Genomic DNA, 18,270 nt, shown 5'->3' with positions numbered 1-18,270 from the left:
AAGAGCGGCTATTTTCGGCCTTAGAGGGCGCGAACCGCGAACTTCATCGTCACGCCTTCGACTTCGTCCTCTTCGACGAGGTCGGCGTCTTCGTCGTCGATCTCGCGGAGTTCGCGGGCGCGGACCTCCTCGGTGATCAGGTCCTCGTGCTCGGAGACGAGGCGGCCGACGCGGTCGTCGAACACCATCACGTCGAGGAAGACCTCCTGGTCCATGTCGAGGTCGAGGTCCTTGCGCATCTCCTGGACGCGGCGGATGACCTCGCGGGCGTACCCCTCGCTCTCGACGTCCTCGGTGAGTTCGACGTCGACGTAGACGGTGCCGCCGTCGAAGTCGGCGCCGGCGAGGTTCTCGGGTGTCTCCTCGCGGAACTCGACCATCTCGGGCGTGAGTTCGAGGTCCTCGCCGAGCGCGTCTTCGGCGGCCGCTTCGAGTTCGTCGATGTCGGGGGCGTGGATGCGCGCCTCGTTGAGCGCCTGCATCACCTCGCCCGCACGGTCACCGAAGCGCGGGCCGAGGACGCTCATGTCCGCCTCGGCGGAGTACTCCAGTTCCTCGAACGTGTCGTCCGGTGAGACGACCTCGACGCGCCGGGCGTTCAGTCGCTCGGAGAGGAGACCGCGGTGTTCGGTGACGGCCTCGACGACGTCCTCGTCCTCGGCGTCGACGACGATACGCGTGACCGGCCAGCGGAGTTTGCGTCCGGCCTGCTGCCGGGCGTGACTGCCGGACTCCTCGATGTCGCGGAGGACGGCGATCTGGTCTTCGAGGGCGGGTTGGCGGAACTGCTCTTCGACCTCGGGCCAGTCGCACATGTGGACCGTCGGGTGGCCCGCGTCGCCGGTGAGGTGCTGGTAGAGTTGCTCGGAGACGAACGGCGCGTAGGGCGCGAGCATCTCGACGACGTCTTCCATCACCTTCGAGATGGTCGCGTAGGCCGCCGTCTTGCTGTCCGTCACCTGCTCGGCCCACATGCGCTCGCGGACGAGTTGGATGTAGTAGCGCGAGACGTCCTCGACGACGAACTCGAGGAGCGTGTCGAGGGCCTTGTGCTGTTCGTAGTTCTCCCAGTGCTCGGTCACGTCGTGTTTGACCGACTGGAGGCGCGAGAGGAGCCAATCGTCCTCGCGGGTGAGTTCGACGTCCTCGTCGTAGACGGTCGTCTCGTTGGGGTCGAAGTCGTCCATCCGCATGTACGGCAGCGGGAAGCGGAAGGAGTTCCAGAGGATGTTGAGGTCCCGCTGCATGTTGGCCATCTCGTCCCACGAGAAGCGCATGTCGTCACCCTGCGGGTTCTGCCCGAGGAGGAACATCCGCATCGGGTCGGCGCCGAAGCGCTCCATCGCCTCGTCGGGTTGGACGACGTTGCCGACGGACTTGGACATCTTCCGGCCGTTCTCGTCGTTGGCGAAGCCGTGCATGAGCACCGTCTCGTAGGGCACTTCGCCCATCGCGGCCGTCGCCATGCCGAGTTGCGACCAGAACCACCCTCTCGTCTGGTCGTGAGCCTCCATGATGAGGTCCGCCGGCCAGAGTTCCTCGAACTGCTCTTCCTCGCTTGGGTAGTTCACGGTCCCCCACGAGGCGACGGAGGAGTCGAGCCAGACGTCGAAGACGTCGGGGACGCGCGTGTAGGTGACGCCGTCGAGCGTGATGGTCACGTCGTCGACGGTCGGCTTGTGGATGTCGACCGACTCGGGGTCGATGTCCTGGTCGGCGAGGTTCGCGAGTTCCTCGCGGGTACCGACGACGACGCGTTCCTGGGGTGCGTCCTCGGGGTCGACGCCCTCCTCGGGCGTCCAGATGGGGATGGGGATGCCCCAGTAGCGCTGGCGCGAGACGTTCCAGTCGGGGGCGTCCTCGATGAAGTCCCGGAAACGGTTGTCGCGCGCCCACTGCGGGTGCCACTCCGAGTCCTCCATGTTCTCGAGGAGTTCGTCTTTCACGTCGGTGATGGTGATGAACCACTGGTCGGTGGCGAGTTGGAGGATGGGCGTGTCACACCGCCAGCAGTGCCCGTAGGAGTGCGTGACCGTCCCGGAGGCGAGGAGCAGGCCCTTCCGTGCGAGGTCCTCGGTAATCTCCTCGTCGGCGTCCTTGACGAACTGCCCCTCGTACTTGCCGCCCTCGGCAGTGTAGGTGCCGTCGCCGGCGACCGGACAGAAGGTGGGGAGACCGAGTTCCTCGCCGCGCTCGAAGTCGACCTCACCGTGGCCGGGCGCGGAGTGGACGAGACCGGTCTCCTCGGCCTCGACGTAGTCGGCGTGGTAGACCTCGCGGGTGTTCCCCGTGTCGGGGTTGTCGGGCACTTCCTCGTCGAGGGGGTGGTCGTACTCCCAACCGAGCATCTGCTTGCCGAGGAAGGAGTCGAGCACCTCGTAGTCGTCGTAGCGACCCTGCTTGAGGACGTTCTCGACGCACGCCTCGGCGACGTAGATGACGTCCTCCTGTTCGACCTCGCCCTCCGCGCCGCGCTCGGCGGCGCTGGCGGTCTTCACCGCCCGAATCTTCTGATAGGTGAGGTCCTCGTCGACCGCGACGAACTCGTTGGCGGGGATGGTCCACGGCGTCGTCGTGTAGATGACGAGCGACCCCTCGTGGTTCTTCAGCGGGAACTCGACGTACACCGTCGGGTCCTCGACGTCCTCGTACTCGACCTCGTTGTTGGCGAGGGCGGTCTCACAGCGCGGACACTGGTTGACCGAGCGCTTGCCCTGCTCGACGAGGCCGCGCTCGTCGGCCCGCGAGAAACCCCACCAGGCGGCCTCCATGTACGTCGGGTCGACCGTCTTGTAGGGGTTCTCCCAGTCCATCCAGACGCCGAACGACTGGAAGTCGGACTGGAGACCTTCGAGTTGCTCGTCGGCGAACTCCTTGCACTCCTCGATGAAGTTCTCGACGCCGTACTCCTCGATGTCCTGTTTGTTCTCGAAGCCGAGGCGCTCCTCGACTTTCGTCTCGATGGGGAGGCCGTGCATGTCGTAGCCCGGCCGGTCGGTGACGTCGTAGCCGTTCATCCGCAGGTAGCGGATGTAGGCGTCCTTCAGGCTCTTGTTCCACGTCGTCCCCATGTGTGCGGCACCGGAGGTGTACGGCGGGCCGTCGACGAAGAAGAAGTCCTCGCCGTCCTCGCGGTGTGCCTTCGTCTTCTCGTAGGCGTCGACCTCGTCCCAGTAGTCGAAGACGTTCTCCTCGACGTCCTCGGGTTCGTACTGGTCCGGGATTTCGGTCTCCCCGAAGTAGTCCATGTTCGGGGTGACTCGCGCCGGCTTAAAAGGATAATCGGTCCTACAGTGCGGCGTTCGCCGGACCTACGGGTGGGTCGATCAGACGACGTGGCGGACGTCGTAGCTCCCGAGTTTCCGGACCCAGCCCTTCTCCGCGAGTTCCTCCAGTTCCGCGACGGCGTCCTTCGTGCGGTCCTCGTAGAGTCCCGCCTCGACGTCGATGTGGAAGATGTAGTCGCCGAGGCGCTCGCCGCTCGGCCGGGACTCGACGCGCGAGAGGTTGACGTCGCGGTCCGCGAACGGTTCGAGCAGGCGCAGCAGGAGTCCGGGGTAGTTGGCGTTCGGGTAGACGACGAACGTGGACTTCCCGCCGGCCTCGTCGCGTTCGGAGGGAGGTGCAACCACGAAGAAGCGCGTCGCGTTCGAGGTGCGGTCCTGGATGTCCTCGGCGATGACTCGCAACTCGGGTTCGCCCGAGGTCGCGTTGTCGGGGTGGCCGATGCCCGCGACGCGGGAGTCCTCGCGGGCGCGCTCGACGCCGCGCGCGGTGGAGGCGACGGCTTCGAGGTCGACGTCGGGGTAGTGCTCTTCGAGGTAGCCCCGGCACTGCGCGAGCGCCTGGGAGTGGGAGGCGACGACGTCGAACTCCTCGGCCTGCGCGAGCAGGGCGTGGCGGATGGGGGTGACGATCTCCTGGACCACCGCGATCTCCTGCTCGGAGAGGGCGTCGAGCGTCTCGGTGACGCTCCCCTCGATGCTGTTCTCGATGGGGACGACGCCGCGGTCGGCGTCGCCCTCCGCGACGGCCTCGACGATGCCGTGGACGGACTCGTAGAAGTCGATCTCGCCGTCGGAGACGGCCGAGGCTGCGCGGTGGGAGTACGTCCCTGCCGGACCGAGCGTGACCGTACGCATACCTCCCGGTGGGTCACGGGACGGGAAAAATACCGCGGGTCCGTCGGTCGGGGCGACGAGCGCGATGTAAGTCGGGCCGGCGAACCACCCGAAAGTGCAAGGCCCTCCGAAGTCGGTCGGTCGGCCGGCCCGTCTCCACTCGCGCCCGGGAACGAGACGCCGTCCGGCGAGTCCACGCTCGCGGACGACTACTGTGGCGCGCCCCGATCGTGAATAAGGCTTCTCCCTCAAATAATCTGCCGGCCACAACTCTCGAAAAATATACGTCGTCGCCGACCAGTCAGCGATTGAGCGTGTGGATGGCGCGGCCGAGTGCGTTCTCGGCGGCCTCCATCACGGTCTCGGAGAGGGTCGGGTGTGTGTGGATGGTCGCGGCCACGTCTTCGAGGGTCGCGCCCATCTCGACGGCCAGACCGACCTCGGCGACGAGTTCGGAGGCCTCGGGACCGACCATCTGTCCGCCGAGGACGAATCCGCTCTCTTCGTCGGCGACGATACGGACGAATCCCTCGGCGTCGTCGGCGGTGAGCGCCCGGCCGCTGGCGCGGAGCGGGAACGTCCCGACGACGGGGTCGAAGCCGGCCTCTTCTGCTTCCGCCTCGGTCATCCCGACCGTGGCGATCTCGGGGTCGGTGAAGACGGCGGCGGGGACGGCCTGGTAGTCGAGTCCGGCGGGTTCGCCCGCGACTACCTCGGCGGCGACCTGCCCCTCCTTGCTCGCCTTGTGTGCGAGCATCGGACCGGGGGCGACGTCGCCGATGGCGTGGACGTGGTCGATGTCGGTCCGGGTCTGGTCGTCCGTCTCCAGTCGGCCGTCCTCGTTCGGTTCGAGACCGATGGCCTCCAGATCGAGCGTGTCGAGGACCGGTTCGCGCCCGACCGCGACGAACACTTTCTCCGTCTCGAAGTCGGTCGTGTTCCCGTCCTCGTCTTCGGTGGTGACGACGATGCCCTCGCCGTCCTCGGCTTCCGTCCACTCCTCGGCGCGCTGGCCGAAGTGGAAGTCGATACCCAACTCCTCGGCGCGCTTCTTCACGGGCGTCGTGAGGTCGTCCTCGTAGCCCGGGATGACCTCGTCGAGCATCTCGACGACGGTGACGTCACAGCCCATCTTCGCGAACACCGTCGACAGTTCCATGCCGATGTAGCCCGCGCCGACGACGACCATCGACTCGGGGACGTCCTCGAGGTCGAGGACGTCGCGCGAGGAGAGGACGTGCTCGCCGTCGTACTCGAAACCCGGCACCTCGATGGGCCGAGAGCCGGTGGCGATAATCGCGTGCTCGAACTCGATGGTCTCCGAGCCTTGTCCCTCGCCGCCGTGGACGACGCGCAGGGTGTCCTCGCTGGCGAACTCCGCGCGGCCCTCGACGAGGTTGACGCCGTTGGCCTTACAGAGTTTCTCGACGCCGCCGGTGAGTTGGTCGACGACGCCGTCCTTCCACTCGACCATCTGCCCGAGGTCGACCTTCACGTCGGCGTAGATCCCCATGTGTTCGGCCGTGTCGGCGTCGTGGCCGACGTCGGTGGCCGAGATCATCGCCTTCGAGGGGATACACCCGTAGTTCAGACAGGTGCCACCCCACGAGTCGGCCTCGACGAGCGTCACGTCGATGTCCAGTTGCCCGGCGCGGATGGCGGCCACGTAGCCACCGGGACCGGCGCCGATTATCGCGAGTTCCGTACCAGTAGAGACGTCTCCGACGACCATTATTCGAGTAGTAGTAGACTGGGGTTGTTCAGGTACGCCATAACCTCGTTCGCGAACTTCGTCGCCTCCGCACCGTCGATCACCCGGTGGTCGACCGACAGCGAGAGCGGGAGCGTCTCGCGGGCGACCACCTCACCGTCTTCGGCGACCGGGCGCTCCTCGATGGACCCGAGGCCGAGAATCGCCGTCTCGGGGTAGTTGATGATGGGCGTCGCGTACTCCGCGCTCCCCACCGCCCCGAAGTTCGTGATGGTGAACGTCCCGCCCTGCATCTCCTCGCGGCTGATGGTCCGCTCGCGGGCCTTCTGGGCGAGTTCGTTCACCTCCTCGGCGATGTCGAGGATCCCCTTCTCGTCGGCGTCCTTCACCACGGGGACCATCAACCCCGCGTCGGTGGCGACGGCGACGCCGACGTTGTAGTCTCCCTTCTTGACGATCTCCTCGTTCTCCTCGTCGAGCGTGGAGTTGAGGATGGGGTACTCCTTCAGGCCGGCGACGACGGCCTTCACGACGAACGGGAGGTAGGTGAGCTTCACGCCCCGCTCGGCGGCCCGTTCTTTGAGGTCGGCCCGCGTCTTCACGAGGGAAGACACCTCGGCGGTGTCGTGGACGGAGACGTGCGGGGCCGTGTACTTCGACTTCGCCATCTGTTGGCCGATGGTCCGGCGGATACCCTTGTACGGGACGCGCTCCGCTTCGGGACCGGCTTCGGCAACTTCGGTGGATTCGGCGGTCTCGGCAGCCTCGGCGGGCGCCTCGGTCTCGGCCTTCGCCTCCTGTGCCTCGGCGTAGCGCCGGACGTCCTCGGGTGTGACGTACTCTTCGCCCTCGTTCTCGCCGGTCGCGGGGACCTCGTTCAGGTCGACGCCGAGGTCCTCGGCGAGTTTGCGGGTGGCGGGTGCGGCGAGTGTTCGCTCGCGCGCGGCGGCCTCGACACCCTCGGCGCCCGCGGGTTCCTCTTCGACCACGTCGACGGCACCCTCGACGTCGCCCGCGGCGCCGGCCTCCTCGTGGTGGGCGGTCTGCTCGCCCATCGGGACCTGTGCGGCAGAGTCGACTTCGGACTCCTCGACGCCGGCCGCTGCCTCCTCGGTGCCGGCGGCCGCGGCGCGGACGTCGCCCTCGGTGACGCGGCCGGACGGGCCGGAGCCGCTCACCTCGTCGAGGTCGACGCCGAGTTCACGGGCGAGTCGGCGGACGCTCGGTGGGGCGAACGACCGACTCGGGCCGGTCTCTTCGGTTTCCTCGGTCTCCGCTTCTTCGGACTCGGTTTCCTCGATGCGGGTGACGGCCTCTTTCACCTCGCTCGGCTCCTCGGTCGCTGGCTCCTCGGACTCCGCCTCGCTCTCGGCGGACTCGGCTTCCTCGCCCTCGACGGCGAACGTCACGATGACGCTCCCGACGGGGACGACGTCGCCCGCCTCGTAGTGGAGTGTCTGGACCGTCCCGTCGACGGGCGAGGGGACCTCGACGACGGCCTTGTCCGTCTCGACCTCGGCGACGGGTTGGTCCTCGGAGACGGGGTCTCCCTCTTCGACGAGCCACTCGACGATCTCCCCTTCGGCGACGCCTTCGCCGACGTCGGGGAGTTTGAACTCGCGTGGCATAGGTTAGAACGCCAGCGCCTCCTCGATACCGTCTTCGATTCGGGCCGCCTCGGGGAGGTAGTAGTCTTCCAGCGCGTAGAGGGGCATCGGCACGTCGAAGCCGGCGATGCGCTTCACCGGCGCCTCCTGGTAGAGGAGCGCCTCCTCCTGGAGGGTGGCCGCGATTTCGGCGCCGAGACCCGCGGTCTTCGGGGCCTCGTGGACGACCGCCGAGCGACCGGTCTTCTCGAACGACTCGATAACGGTGTCCCAGTCGAGCGGCGAGAGCGTGCGGAGGTCGACGACTTCGACGTCGACGTCGGGTGCGAGGTTCTCCGCTGCTTCGAGCGTCGGGCGGGTCATCGCGCCCCAGCAGAACACCGAGATGTCGGACCCCTCGCGGCGGACGGCCGCCTCGCCGAGCGGAATCTCGTAGCTCTCGTCGGGCACCTCCTCGCGGAAGGCGCGGTAGATCTTCTTCGGTTCGAGGAAGATGACGGGGTCGGGTTCGCGAATCGCCGAGAGGAGCAACCCCTTCGTGTCGTGTGGGGTGCTCGGGACGACCACCTTCAGTCCGGGTTCGTGGACGTAGAAGGTCTCCTTCGACTCGGAGTGGTGTTCGGGGGCGCGGATGCCGCCGCCGTAGGGGGCGCGCAGCGTGATTGGCGCCGTGTACCGGCCGCGACTCCGGGTCCGGAGGCGCGCGGCGTGGCTCACGATCTGGTCGAACGCCGGGTACATGAAGCCGGAGAACTGGATCTCCGGGACCGGTTTCATCCCGTAGGCCGCCATCCCGATGGAGGTACCGACGATACCGGACTCAGCCAGCGGCGTGTCGATGACCCGGTCGTCGCCGAACTCCTCGTAGAGTCCCTCCGTCGCGCGGAAGACGCCGCCGTTCCGGCCGACGTCCTCACCGAGGACGATCACGTCCTCGTCTTCGGCCATCGCGTCGTGGAGGCCGTCCCGTACCGCCTGTACCAGCGTTAGGTTCTGTGTCTCACTCATGTTAGTGTTGCAGCAGCGCGTCGTCGCCGTACGTCTCCCGGATGCGTTCGAACCACGTTAACTGTTCCCCCAGTCGTTCCGGCATGTTCGCGTAGACGTTCGCGAACATCTCCGCGGGGTCGGGGCGGGGGACGGACTCGGCCGTCTCGATGGCGTCGGCGACGCGCTCCTCGACGTCCGATTCGACGGCCGCGACGCGTTCGTCGTCGAGGATGCCCTCGCTCCGGAGGTACTTCTCCAGTCGCGGGATGGGGTCTTTCGCCCGCCACTTCGCGACCTCCTCCTCGTCGCGGTACTTCGTGGGGTCGTCGGCGGTGGTGTGGGCGCCGAAGCGGTACTGGACGGCCTCGACGAGGGTCGGCCGCAACTCGTCTTCGCTGGGGTCGAGGGCCTTCTCGCGGGCCGCCGCCGTCGCGTTGTAGACTGCCAGCGGGTCCATCCCGTCGATCTGGACGCCCTCGAAGCCGTAGGCCGTCGCCTTCTGTGCGAGGGTGGCGCTCGCCGTCTGGCGCTCGCGCGGGACCGAAATCGCCCACTGGTTGTTGTTGCAGAAGAAGATGGAGGGGGTGTCGAAGACGCCCGCGAAGTTGAGCGCCTCGTGGAAGTCTCCCTCCGAGGTAGCGCCGTCGCCGAAGTAACAGCAGAACGCCTCGTCCGTCTCACCCTGCAACTTCGACGCCCACGCGGCACCGACGGCGTGGGGGAGTTGCGAGGCGATGGGGACGGCGGTGGTGAACACGTTGGCGTCCTCGGGAATCAGGTTCCCCTCCTCGTGGCCCATCCAGAGGAGGAGCGTCTGCTTCAGCGGGACGCCCTTCACGAGTGCCGCGGCGTGCTCGCGGTAACTCGGGAACAGCCAGTCGTCGTCGGCGAGCGCCATCGCCGACCCGACCTGTGCTCCCTCCTGGCCGGAGAGCGGTGGGTACGTCCCGATCCGCCCCTGCCGCTGGAGGCTGACCGCCCGTTCGTCGAAGTGGCGAGCCAGTTTCAGGTGGCGGTACATCTCGAGGAACGTCTCCTCGTCGAGGTCGGGTGCCGTCGCGCCGTCGACGACGGTCCCGTCCTCGTCGAGGACGCGGTACTGGTCGTCGTGGTCGCGGTGGAGAATCGACGTCACGGGTATCCCCGTCCTTGCATACCTAGACAGTTTTTGCCGTCCACCAAAGAGTTTTCGTCACGGTCTTCCGGGAAGGTCAGCGAACGACCGATATGTTGGACGGAAGTACAGAGAGACGGTTCGTTCTCCGCCGAAGTCGTCGAAAAGTTGCGGTATCGTTGAAAATCGGAACTAACGCGAGGTGAATCGGCGGCGGTGTGGACGAACGTGCAGTCAGTCGCCGGCCCGACTGCGGGCCTCCGTGCGGGCCTCTTCGATGGTCTTCCCGTCGCGGAGCACGGCGTCGACGAAGAGTTCGCCCGCCCGGTAGGAGGAGCGGACCATCGGTCCGGACGCGCAGTAGAGGAAGCCGAGTTCCTCCTCGGCCACCGCCCGCCAGGTGTCGAACTTGTGGGGGTGGACGTAGTCGGCGACGTCGAGGTGCGAGCGCGAGGGCTGGAGGTACTGTCCGAGCGTCACGACGTCGACGCCGGCCTCGCGAAGGTCCGAGAGCGTCTGGTACACCTCGTGGTCGCGCTCGCCGACGCCGAGCATGAGCGACGTCTTCGTGTAGATGTCCGACTCCCGGTCGACCTGCTGGAGGACCGAGAGCGACTGTTCGTAGCCCGCCCGGCGGTCGCGGACGGGGAACTGCCGGCGCTCGACCGTCTCGACGTTGTGGGCGAACACGTCGGGGCCGGCGTCGATTATCTCCCGGACGAGGTCGGGGTCGCCCTGGAAGTCCGGGACGAGACACTCGACGAGGACGGAGGGGTCGCGGCGTTTGATCTCGCGGATGGTCTCGGCGAAGTGGCCCGCGCCCTGGTCGTCGAGGTCGTCGCGGTCGACGCTCGTGAGGACCACGTAGTCGAGACCGATTTCGGCGACGGCGTCCGCGACGTTCGCGGGTTCGTCGGGGTCGAGGGGGTCCATCCCGCCGGTCGCGACGTCACAGAAGTTACACCCGCGCGAACAGCGCTCGCCCATCAGCATGAACGTCGCCGTCCCCGGGCCGTCCCGGCCGCTCCAGCACTCGCCCAGGTTCGGACAGGACGCCTCCTCGCACACCGTGTGGAGGTCGTGCTCGCGGAGGGTAGACTTGATCTCGGTGAATCGCTCGCCCGAGGGCGGCCGCATCTTCAGCCAGTCGGGCTTGCGCCGGCTGCTCATACCCTATGGATTCCGCCGACGGGACAAAAGCGTAGGGATTGGTCCGACCGTTCGGACTTCATTTCGCACGCTCCCATCTCGGAACCCACACCTTCAAGAGGGAAAGCGAGATGTTAGTTACTACCGAGACGATGCACTATGTTTGATGTTTCTCGTGAAGAAATAACCGAGGGGTCCCTCCCACGCGCGCTCGTCCTCCTCTCGACGCCACTCGTCGCCCAGTACTTCGTCGTCGTGATCCAGCAAGTCGTCGACGTCTTCTGGGTCGGTCGACTGGGCGAGAACGCGGTCGCCGCCGTCGGCCTGGTCCTCCCGTTGGTCGGGTTGGCGATGGTGCCCTCCCACATCTCTACGGTCGGGTCGCAGGTGCTCGTCTCCCAGCGGGTCGGTGCCGACGACTCCGGGGCAGCGAGACGCGTCGCGGTCAACGCCGCCGTCGTCGGATTCGTGTTGCAGGTCGTCGCGTTCGTCCTCGTCTTCCTCTTCGCATCCGACGTCGTCGGGTTGCTCGGTGCGTCGGAAGCGGTCGTCCCGCTCGCGGTCACCTACCTCACGGTGTACGTCGCCGGTTCGATACCGAGCGGCGTGAGCGACGCCCTCGAAGGCGGGTTCGTCGGCAGCGGCGACTCCCGCGCGGCCCTCTACGTCAACGTCACCGCGGTCGTCGTCAACGCGGTCCTCGACCCGTTCCTCATCCTCGATACGGTCTTCGGGTCGGACCTGCTCGGCGTCGGACTCGGCATCTTCGGGGCGGCGCTCGCCTCCGCCCTCGGGTTCACCACGGGTCTCCTCCTCGCCGCCACGATGGCGTTCCGCGGCAACTACACGTTCTCACTCTCCAGGGCCGACGTCTCGTTCGACCGGGGTGACGTCCGGGAACTCGTAGGCGTCGGCGGTCCCTCCGCGGGACAGAACACGGCCCGGCAGGTGGCGCGGCTCCTCGTCATCGCCATCGTCTCGTTCGTCAGCGGGGCGGCCGGTCTCGCCGCCTACACGGTCGGTGCCCGCATCGCGACCGTCGCGTTCGTCCCCGCCCAGGGACTCGGCCAGGCGGCGACGAGCGTCGTCGGACAGAACCTCGGGGCACGAAAGCCCGAGCGCGCACAGACCGCGGCCTGGCTCGCCGTCGGAATCGCAGCGGTCGGACTGGGTCTCGTCGGCGCCGTCCAGTGGTTCTTCCCCGCGACCATCGCGCTCCTCTTCGTCCCCGAGATCACGCCGCGCGGACTCGAACTCAGCACCGCCTACCTCCAGATCCTCGCGGTCGGGTACTGGGCGCTCGGCGTCATCTACACCATCGAGGCCGGGTTCAACGGCGCGGGCCGAACGCGCGTCTCCATGGTGTCGACGATGCTCCAGTACTGGCTGGTTCGGCTCCCGATCGCGGCCGTCGGCGCACTCGTCCTCAGCTACGGTGTCTTCGCCGTCTTCTGGGGCGTCACCATCTCGAACGTCGTCGCCGCGCTGGGTCTCTGTGGCTACTTCTGGTACGCGACGCGCGGCGGGATGCTCGACCGGGCGGCCGACGACGCCGCGGGCTGAGTCTCCGAGTTCCGGTAGACCTTTCCTCCCGAGTGGCGTTTCACACACCGATGGAGGTCGCCGAGGCGGTCCCGGAGTTCGCGGACGCGTTCCCGTTCGAGGAGTTCAACCGAATGCAACGCGAGGCGCTCCCCGCCGTCCTCGACGCCGACGAGAACGTCGTCGCGAGCGCACCGACGGGGAGCGGGAAGACCGCACTCGCGGAACTCGCGATCTGCAAGACTCTCTCCGAGGGCGGCACCGCGCTGTTCGTCGCGCCGCTCCGGGCGCTCACCAACGAGAAGGAGTCCGAGTGGGAACGCTTCGAGGACCTGGGGTACTCCGTCTACGTCGTCACCGGCGAGCGGGACCTGAACCCTCGACGCGCCGCCCGCGCGGACGTCCTCGTGATGACGCCCGAGAAAGTCGACTCGGCGACCCGGAAACACGACTCCCCGCGCTACTCGTTCGTCACGGACGTCGACCTCGTCGTCGTCGACGAGGTCCACCTCCTCGACTCCGAGAAGCGGGGCGCGGTCCTCGAAGTCGTCGTCTCCCGGATGCGACGGCTCTGTGACCCGCGCGTCGTCGCGCTCTCGGCGACCATGCCGAACATCGACGACGTGGCCGCGTGGCTCGACGCCCCGCCCGAGACGACGTTCGCGTTCGACGACGAGTACCGGCCGGTCGACCTGCACGCCGACGTCCAGACGTACTCGCACGGGGACAACTCCTTCGCCGACAAGTACCGACGACTGTACACGGCCCTCGACAAGGCCGAACCCCACCTCCGGGAAGACGGGCAGGCGCTCGTCTTCGTCGCCTCCCGACAGGACACCGTCCGCGCCGCCGAGAAGGCCCGCGACGAACTCACCGAGCGCGACATCCCGATGGGCGCCCGTGGCGACTACGACTTCCACCAGGAGGCCGAGGACCTCGACAACCAGACGCTTCGGAAGTCCGTCCTCGACGGCGTCGCGTTCCACCACGCCGGCCTCTCGAAGAACGACAAGGACGCCGTCGAACGGTGGTTCAAGGAGGGCAAGATCGAACTCCTCTTCTCCACCTCGACGCTCGCGTGGGGGGTCAACCTCCCCGCGCGCTGTGTCGTCATTCGCGACACGAAGTACCACGACCCCCTCGAAGGCGAGGTGGACATGAGTCCGCTCGACGTCCTCCAGATGCTCGGGCGGGCGGGCCGCCCGGGCTACGACGACGTCGGCTACGGCTGGGTCGTCTGCGACGCCGCGGAGGCCGACAAGTACCGGACGCTCCTCCGCGAGGGCAAGGAGATCGAGTCGCGACTCGCCGAGCACCTCGAAGAGCACCTCAACGCCGAGGTCGCGCTCGGGACGATCCGCGACCTGACGGACGTCTCGGGGTGGCTGGAGACGACCTTCTACTACCACCGCGCGCAGAGCGCGCCAGAGACGTACGATGCCGACGGCATCGAACAGCGCGTCCGCGACACGCTCCACGGACTCGTCGACCGCGGGTTCGTCGAGGCGGGCGACGACCTCGGTCTCTCGCCGACGACGCTGGGCGTCCTCGCCTCGTCCTACTACCTCCGTCTCGACACGGCCGAGGCGTTCGCCGACCTCGCCGACGAGGAGGACGACCTCGACGCCGCCGACCTGATGCGCGCCGTCGCCACCGCCGCCGAGTTCGACAGCGTGAACGCCCGGCAATCGGAGGGCGACGCGATTCGGGAGGTCCTCCAGCACGAGGGGGACGCGCTCGAACCCGGTCCCCGAAAGGTGCTCGCCATCCTCCGCGGGAGCATGGACGAGTCCGTCCCGCCGGAACTCCGCTCGGACGCGTGGGTCATCCGGCAGAACGCGCTCCGCCTCTTCGCGGCGCTCTCGGAGTGCATGGACCGCTTCGACCGGCCCGGCGGCGCGAACCTGGCCGAACGACTCGCCGCCCGCGCCGAGACGAGCGTCCCGAAGGACGCCGTGGGTCTCACCGCCCTCGACGGCGTCGGCTCCGGCCGCGGCCACAAACTCGCACAGGAGGGAATCACCTCCCCGGACGACGTCCGCGAGGTCGGTGTCGAGGGACTCGTCGACGCGGGACTCTCGGGTGGGGTCGCGGAGAGCGTCGTCTCGCAGGCACACGACTGTCCCGACCTCTCCGTGGACTGGGGTGACTTCCCCGACGCCGTGAGCGTCGGCGAGAACGAGATGTGTGAGGTCGTCGTCCGCAACGCGGGCGGCGGCGAGCACGTGGCCGCCCGCGTCGTCGTCGACGCCGGCGAGAAGACCGCCGAGATGACCGAGAAGTCGACCTACCTCACCGACGCGCTCACGCTCCCGGTCGGCGTCTTCGGCGCGAACGCCGACGAGATGACGTTCACCGTCCAGGTGACCTTCCCCGACGCGCCACTCCTGCCGTTCTCGGACTCGCGGACCGTCCGGGTCGAGTAGTTCCGCTCACTCCTCGTCCAGTTCCGACTCGACGAGTCGCTCGACGTTCCAGAAGAGCGCCGCGGCGGCGCCGAGCGCGCGGTTCGTCGCGGCGTTCGTACCGTCACCTCGGCACACCGGTCGAAGTAGATTCGGGTGTGGACGTTCAAGTACGAAGCCGGCCCCAACTCGTCGGGATGCAGGACGCGACCCGCGTGCTGGCCGGCGATTGCACCATCACTTACGAGGACGGCGACGAGACCCGCGAACAGCGCGGCGAAGTCGTGACGCTCGTCAAACCCGACGGGACCGTACTGGTCCACGACGCCGACGGCTACCAGCCAGCGGCGTGGTTGACCCGTGCGGACGTCGTCCGGTTCGCCCGCGACGGGTCGACCGACGGGCGGGGCTTCCGCCTCGTCGCGGGGAAGGGTGACCAGTCCATCCGCGTCGAGAGCCACGTCGAACACGGCGACGGCCACTACCCTGTCTCGCCCGCGGGCGACCCGGTCGGGGAGTGTCCGACCTGCGGCGGGGCGCTCGTCCGGGCGAAGGGCGACGTCGTCTGCGTCTCCTGTCGACGCTCCTTCTCCGTCCCGAGAGACGCGACAGTCCTGGACGAGACGTGCGACGACTGCGGACTCCCCCTGTTTCGGGTCGAGCGCGGCGACGGCTTCGCGGTGTGTCTCGACCGGTCGTGCGAGTCGCTCGACGAGGCCGTCGCGGCCCGATTCGGCGGCGAGTGGCCCTGTCCAGAGTGCGGCGAGGGGATGAATATCTATCGCTACCGAGGGCTGCGTGCCGGGTGCGAGGCGTGCAGTCGCTCGTTCGTGGTGCCGAACGGGCGCGTCGTGGACACGTGCGCGTGTGGGCTCCCGGTGTTCGAGACGCCGAGCGGGTCGCGGCGGTGTCTCGACCCGTCGTGCGAGCGGGCGGGTGGAGAGGGCGAGACGACCGGCGGGTCGGCGGCGTCTCCCGATGGTCGACCGTAGGCACTTTTAGGCGCCCCGCCCGAGGGAGAGGTATGGACGGCCAACTCCGTGACGGCGAAATCCGCGTCGGGGAGGACGCCCGCCAGCGGTTCTACGACTCGCGGGGATACGGTCGGCCGGTCGGCGGCAACGAGATCGCCCTCTCGTGGGTCGAGGCGGGCCACCTCCTCTTCCGGGGGGACCTCGACACCGTCGACGGGATGGACTTTCGCGAGTTCACGACCGAGGCCGAGACGGAGTTCGGGACGAAGTTCCTCGTCTACGCCGACCTCCGCGACCGCGGGTTCTACCTCTCGCCCGACCGCGAGGGGTGGGTCGACGAACCGCGGGACGACACCGACTTCGTCGTCTACCCGCGCGGCAAGGGACCGACCGACGCCGCCGAACCGGAGTACCGCGTGCGCGTCCTCGGCGAGCGAGGGGCGGTCGGCGTCTCGCAACTTGGCGACGTCGTCCTCGCCGTCGTCGACGAGGAGGGCGACCTCACGTACTTCGAGACGGGCCACTACGACCCGACCGGCGAGACGGAGTACACGCCCGAGACGACCGTCGACGCGACCCTCCTTGACGACCGACTCGTCGTGTGGGGGTCGGCGGGCGACCTCCACCGACTCGGGTTCTACGGCCAGCCGCTCACCGGCCGTGCGGCCGACTACGACGCGATTCACCTCTCGCTCGTCGAGGGGGCCTACCTCGCGGCGACGGGCGCGCTCACGCTCGGGCACGCGTCCGACGACGCGTTCGAGGCCATCGTCGAACGGGGGCGTGCGGTCGAGGGGGAACGCTTCGACCGCCGCCTCCGCGTCTACCGCGACCTCCGCGACGCGGGGTCCGTTCCGAAGACGGGCTTCAAGTTCGGGGCCGACTTCCGGGTGTACGCCGACGTCGAGTCCGTCGAGGACCTCGGGCACTCCGAGGCGCTCGTCCGGGCGCTCCCCGGCGGCTACACGTTCGACCCGCGCGACCTGGCGCTCGACGTCCGCCTCGCTGGCGGCGTCCGCAAGAAGATGGTCTTCGCGTTCGAACCGACGACCGACCAGACCGACACACTCGATTGGGTGTACGCGAGCCGACTCACACCATGACCGACGACACTGACACGACCGAGACGGAGATGGACGGAGCGGAAGGTGCAGACGAAGTCGCCCTCGACCCGTGGGGGTCGGCGAAGGTCTCCGACTACCGCAAACTGTTCGAGGAGTTCGGCATCGAGGAGTTCGACGACCTCCTGGAGGAGGTCCCGAACCCCCACTACCTGATGCGGCGGGCCATCATCTTCGGCCACCGCGACTACCGCCGCGTGCTGGAGGCGATGCACGAGGACGAACCGTTCGCCGTCCTCTCCGGGTTCATGCCGACGGGCGACCCCCACATCGGCCACAAACTCGTCTTCGACGAGATCATCTGGCACCAACAGCAGGGCGGCGACGCCTACGGACTCATCGCCGACCTCGAAGCCCACAGCGCCCGCGGACTCTCGTGGGAGGAGATCGACGAGCACGCCCGCGACTACCTGCTCTCGTTGCTCGCGCTCGGCTTCGACCCCGAGGAGGGGACGCTCTACCGCCAGTCGACCAACCGCGAGGTGCAGGACCTCGGCTTCGAACTCGGTATCGAGGCGAACTTCTCCGAGTTGGAGGCCATCTACGGCTTCGGCGGCGAGACGGACGTCTCGCACATGCAGTCGGTCGTCACGCAGATGGCGGACATCCTCTACCCGCAACTCGACGAACCGAAGCCGACGGTCATCCCCGTCGGTCCCGACCAGGACCCGCACGTCCGCTTCGCGCGCGACCTCGCCTCTCGGACACGCTACTTCGGTGTGACCGAGGCGTACGCCTCCTTCGAGACCGCCGACGAGGAGCGCGAACTCGTCGCCGCCGCCTACGAGGCGCTCTCCGACCCCGAGACGGACGAACCGGTCCGGTGTGAGGACGCCGCCGAGTGGCTCGCGGCCCAGGACGCCAAGGACGTCCCCGACCCCGCGGGTGTCCGCGAGTCGGCGGAGAAGAAACTCGCCGCCGCGGGCAAGGAACCGCTCCGCCCGCGCGTGCGTTTCCTCGACCGCAACGCCACCGAGGAAGCCTTCGAGGCACTCATCGACGCCGTCGAGGGCGAGAAGCGCGTCTTCGAAGAGCACATCGACTCCTTCGAACTCGACCACGAGGAGGCGGAGGAACTCGCCCGCCAGGTGGAGGTCGACCACGGCGGCTACGGCTTCCTCCCGCCGTCTTCCATCTACCACCGCTTCATGACCGGTCTCACGGGCGGGAAGATGTCCTCGTCCATCCCGGCGAGTCACATCTCGCTGCTCGACGATCCCGAGGACGGCTACGACAAGGTGAAGGCCGCGACCACCGGCGGTCGGCAGAGCGCCGAGGAACAACGCGAGAAGGGCGGGCGGCCCGACGAGTGCCCGGTGTACGAACTGTACGCCTACCTCCTCGCGGGCGACGACGACGAGTTCGCCGAACGCGTCTACGACGAGTGCGTCGGCGGCGAACGTCTCTGTGGTGACTGCAAGGAGCAGGCGGCGACCCTGATGAAGGAGTTCCTCGCGGAACACCAGGAGAAACGCGAGGAGGTCGAAGAGTTGCTCGAGGAAGCCGACATCGAACTGGAGTCGCCGCGTCGCTGAG

12 protein-coding genes are annotated in these 18,270 nt (G+C 67.9%); 5 read left to right on the top strand and 7 right to left on the bottom strand.

The annotated features are described in order from the left end of the window. Positions 1 to 20: 20 nt before the first annotated feature. The 7 genes from ileS to lipA form a co-directional block, all read right to left on the bottom strand. Positions 21 to 3,248 (bottom strand): isoleucine--tRNA ligase, encoded by a 3,228-nt coding sequence (gene ileS / locus P0Y33_RS12375; protein ID WP_279527699.1) that lies wholly within the window; start codon positions 3,246 to 3,248, stop codon positions 21 to 23. 78 nt (positions 3,249 to 3,326) lie between these two features. Next, on the bottom strand, positions 3,327 to 4,142 hold the full coding sequence (pheA, locus tag P0Y33_RS12370) for a prephenate dehydratase (protein ID WP_279527698.1): 816 nt from the start codon (positions 4,140 to 4,142) through the stop codon (positions 3,327 to 3,329). Positions 4,143 to 4,422: 280 nt separating this feature from the next. Continuing rightward, positions 4,423 to 5,853 (bottom strand): dihydrolipoyl dehydrogenase, encoded by a 1,431-nt coding sequence (gene lpdA, locus P0Y33_RS12365; protein WP_279527697.1) that lies wholly within the window; start codon positions 5,851 to 5,853, stop codon positions 4,423 to 4,425. Then, positions 5,853 to 7,460, bottom strand: a complete 1,608-nt coding sequence (locus P0Y33_RS12360; protein ID WP_279527696.1) for a 2-oxo acid dehydrogenase subunit E2 — start codon at positions 7,458 to 7,460, stop codon at positions 5,853 to 5,855. The genes lpdA and P0Y33_RS12360 overlap by 1 nt, the downstream gene beginning before the upstream one ends. Positions 7,461 to 7,463: 3 nt before the next feature. Further along, entirely contained in the window at positions 7,464 to 8,447 is a 984-nt protein-coding gene (locus P0Y33_RS12355; RefSeq protein ID WP_279527695.1) for an alpha-ketoacid dehydrogenase subunit beta, read from the bottom strand. 1 nt (position 8,448) lies between these two features. Then, complete coding sequence (gene pdhA / locus P0Y33_RS12350) at positions 8,449 to 9,564, bottom strand: pyruvate dehydrogenase (acetyl-transferring) E1 component subunit alpha (RefSeq protein WP_279527694.1); 1,116 nt, start codon at positions 9,562 to 9,564, stop codon at positions 8,449 to 8,451. Positions 9,565 to 9,777: 213 nt separating this feature from the next. Then, positions 9,778 to 10,713 (bottom strand): lipoyl synthase, encoded by a 936-nt coding sequence (gene lipA, locus P0Y33_RS12345; protein WP_279527693.1) that lies wholly within the window; start codon positions 10,711 to 10,713, stop codon positions 9,778 to 9,780. Between the two features lie 138 nt (positions 10,714 to 10,851). On the opposite strand from lipA, the gene P0Y33_RS12340 reads away from it, so the two are divergent. From P0Y33_RS12340 to P0Y33_RS12320, 5 genes are all read left to right on the top strand, one after another. Further along, positions 10,852 to 12,255, top strand: coding sequence for an MATE family efflux transporter (locus P0Y33_RS12340; RefSeq protein ID WP_279527692.1), 1,404 nt, complete (start codon positions 10,852 to 10,854; stop codon positions 12,253 to 12,255). A 50-nt stretch (positions 12,256 to 12,305) separates the two neighbouring features. After that, positions 12,306 to 14,660: a DEAD/DEAH box helicase gene (locus tag P0Y33_RS12335; protein WP_279527691.1), complete on the top strand. Its 2,355-nt coding sequence runs from the start codon at positions 12,306 to 12,308 to the stop codon at positions 14,658 to 14,660. A gap of 176 nt (positions 14,661 to 14,836) precedes the next feature. Continuing rightward, complete coding sequence (locus P0Y33_RS12330; RefSeq protein WP_279530116.1) at positions 14,837 to 15,631, top strand: endonuclease NucS domain-containing protein; 795 nt, start codon at positions 14,837 to 14,839, stop codon at positions 15,629 to 15,631. Between the two features lie 32 nt (positions 15,632 to 15,663). After that, positions 15,664 to 16,716, top strand: a complete 1,053-nt coding sequence (gene endA, locus P0Y33_RS12325; protein WP_279527690.1) for a tRNA-intron lyase — start codon at positions 15,664 to 15,666, stop codon at positions 16,714 to 16,716. Next, complete coding sequence (locus P0Y33_RS12320; protein WP_279527689.1) at positions 16,713 to 18,269, top strand: tryptophan--tRNA ligase; 1,557 nt, start codon at positions 16,713 to 16,715, stop codon at positions 18,267 to 18,269. Before endA ends, P0Y33_RS12320 begins: the two co-directional genes overlap by 4 nt. Position 18,270: the final 1 nt, after the last annotated feature.

The organism is Halospeciosus flavus (assembly GCF_029814175.1).
Classification (GTDB): domain Archaea; phylum Halobacteriota; class Halobacteria; order Halobacteriales; family Halobacteriaceae; genus Halospeciosus; species Halospeciosus flavus.
Note: the sequence above shows the minus strand (reverse complement) of the source record. Positions and strands in the feature narration are given on the sequence as shown.

Bases quoted from the DNA above. Each gene is read 5' to 3' on its own strand.
- ileS (WP_279527699.1), bottom strand. From the start codon at position 3,248: ATGGACTACTTCGGGGAGACCGAAATCCCGGACCAGTACGAACCCGAG.
- pheA (WP_279527698.1), bottom strand. From the start codon at position 4,142: ATGCGTACGGTCACGCTCGGTCCGGCAGGGACGTACTCCCACCGCGCA.
- lpdA (WP_279527697.1), bottom strand. From the start codon at position 5,853: ATGGTCGTCGGAGACGTCTCTACTGGTACGGAACTCGCGATAATCGGC.
- P0Y33_RS12360 (WP_279527696.1), bottom strand. From the start codon at position 7,460: ATGCCACGCGAGTTCAAACTCCCCGACGTCGGCGAAGGCGTCGCCGAA.
- P0Y33_RS12355 (WP_279527695.1), bottom strand. From the start codon at position 8,447: ATGAGTGAGACACAGAACCTAACGCTGGTACAGGCGGTACGGGACGGC.
- lipA (WP_279527693.1), bottom strand. From the start codon at position 10,713: ATGAGCAGCCGGCGCAAGCCCGACTGGCTGAAGATGCGGCCGCCCTCG.
- P0Y33_RS12340 (WP_279527692.1), top strand. From the start codon at position 10,852: ATGTTTGATGTTTCTCGTGAAGAAATAACCGAGGGGTCCCTCCCACGC.
- P0Y33_RS12335 (WP_279527691.1), top strand. From the start codon at position 12,306: ATGGAGGTCGCCGAGGCGGTCCCGGAGTTCGCGGACGCGTTCCCGTTC.
- P0Y33_RS12330 (WP_279530116.1), top strand. From the start codon at position 14,837: ATGCAGGACGCGACCCGCGTGCTGGCCGGCGATTGCACCATCACTTAC.
- endA (WP_279527690.1), top strand. From the start codon at position 15,664: ATGGACGGCCAACTCCGTGACGGCGAAATCCGCGTCGGGGAGGACGCC.
- P0Y33_RS12320 (WP_279527689.1), top strand. From the start codon at position 16,713: ATGACCGACGACACTGACACGACCGAGACGGAGATGGACGGAGCGGAA.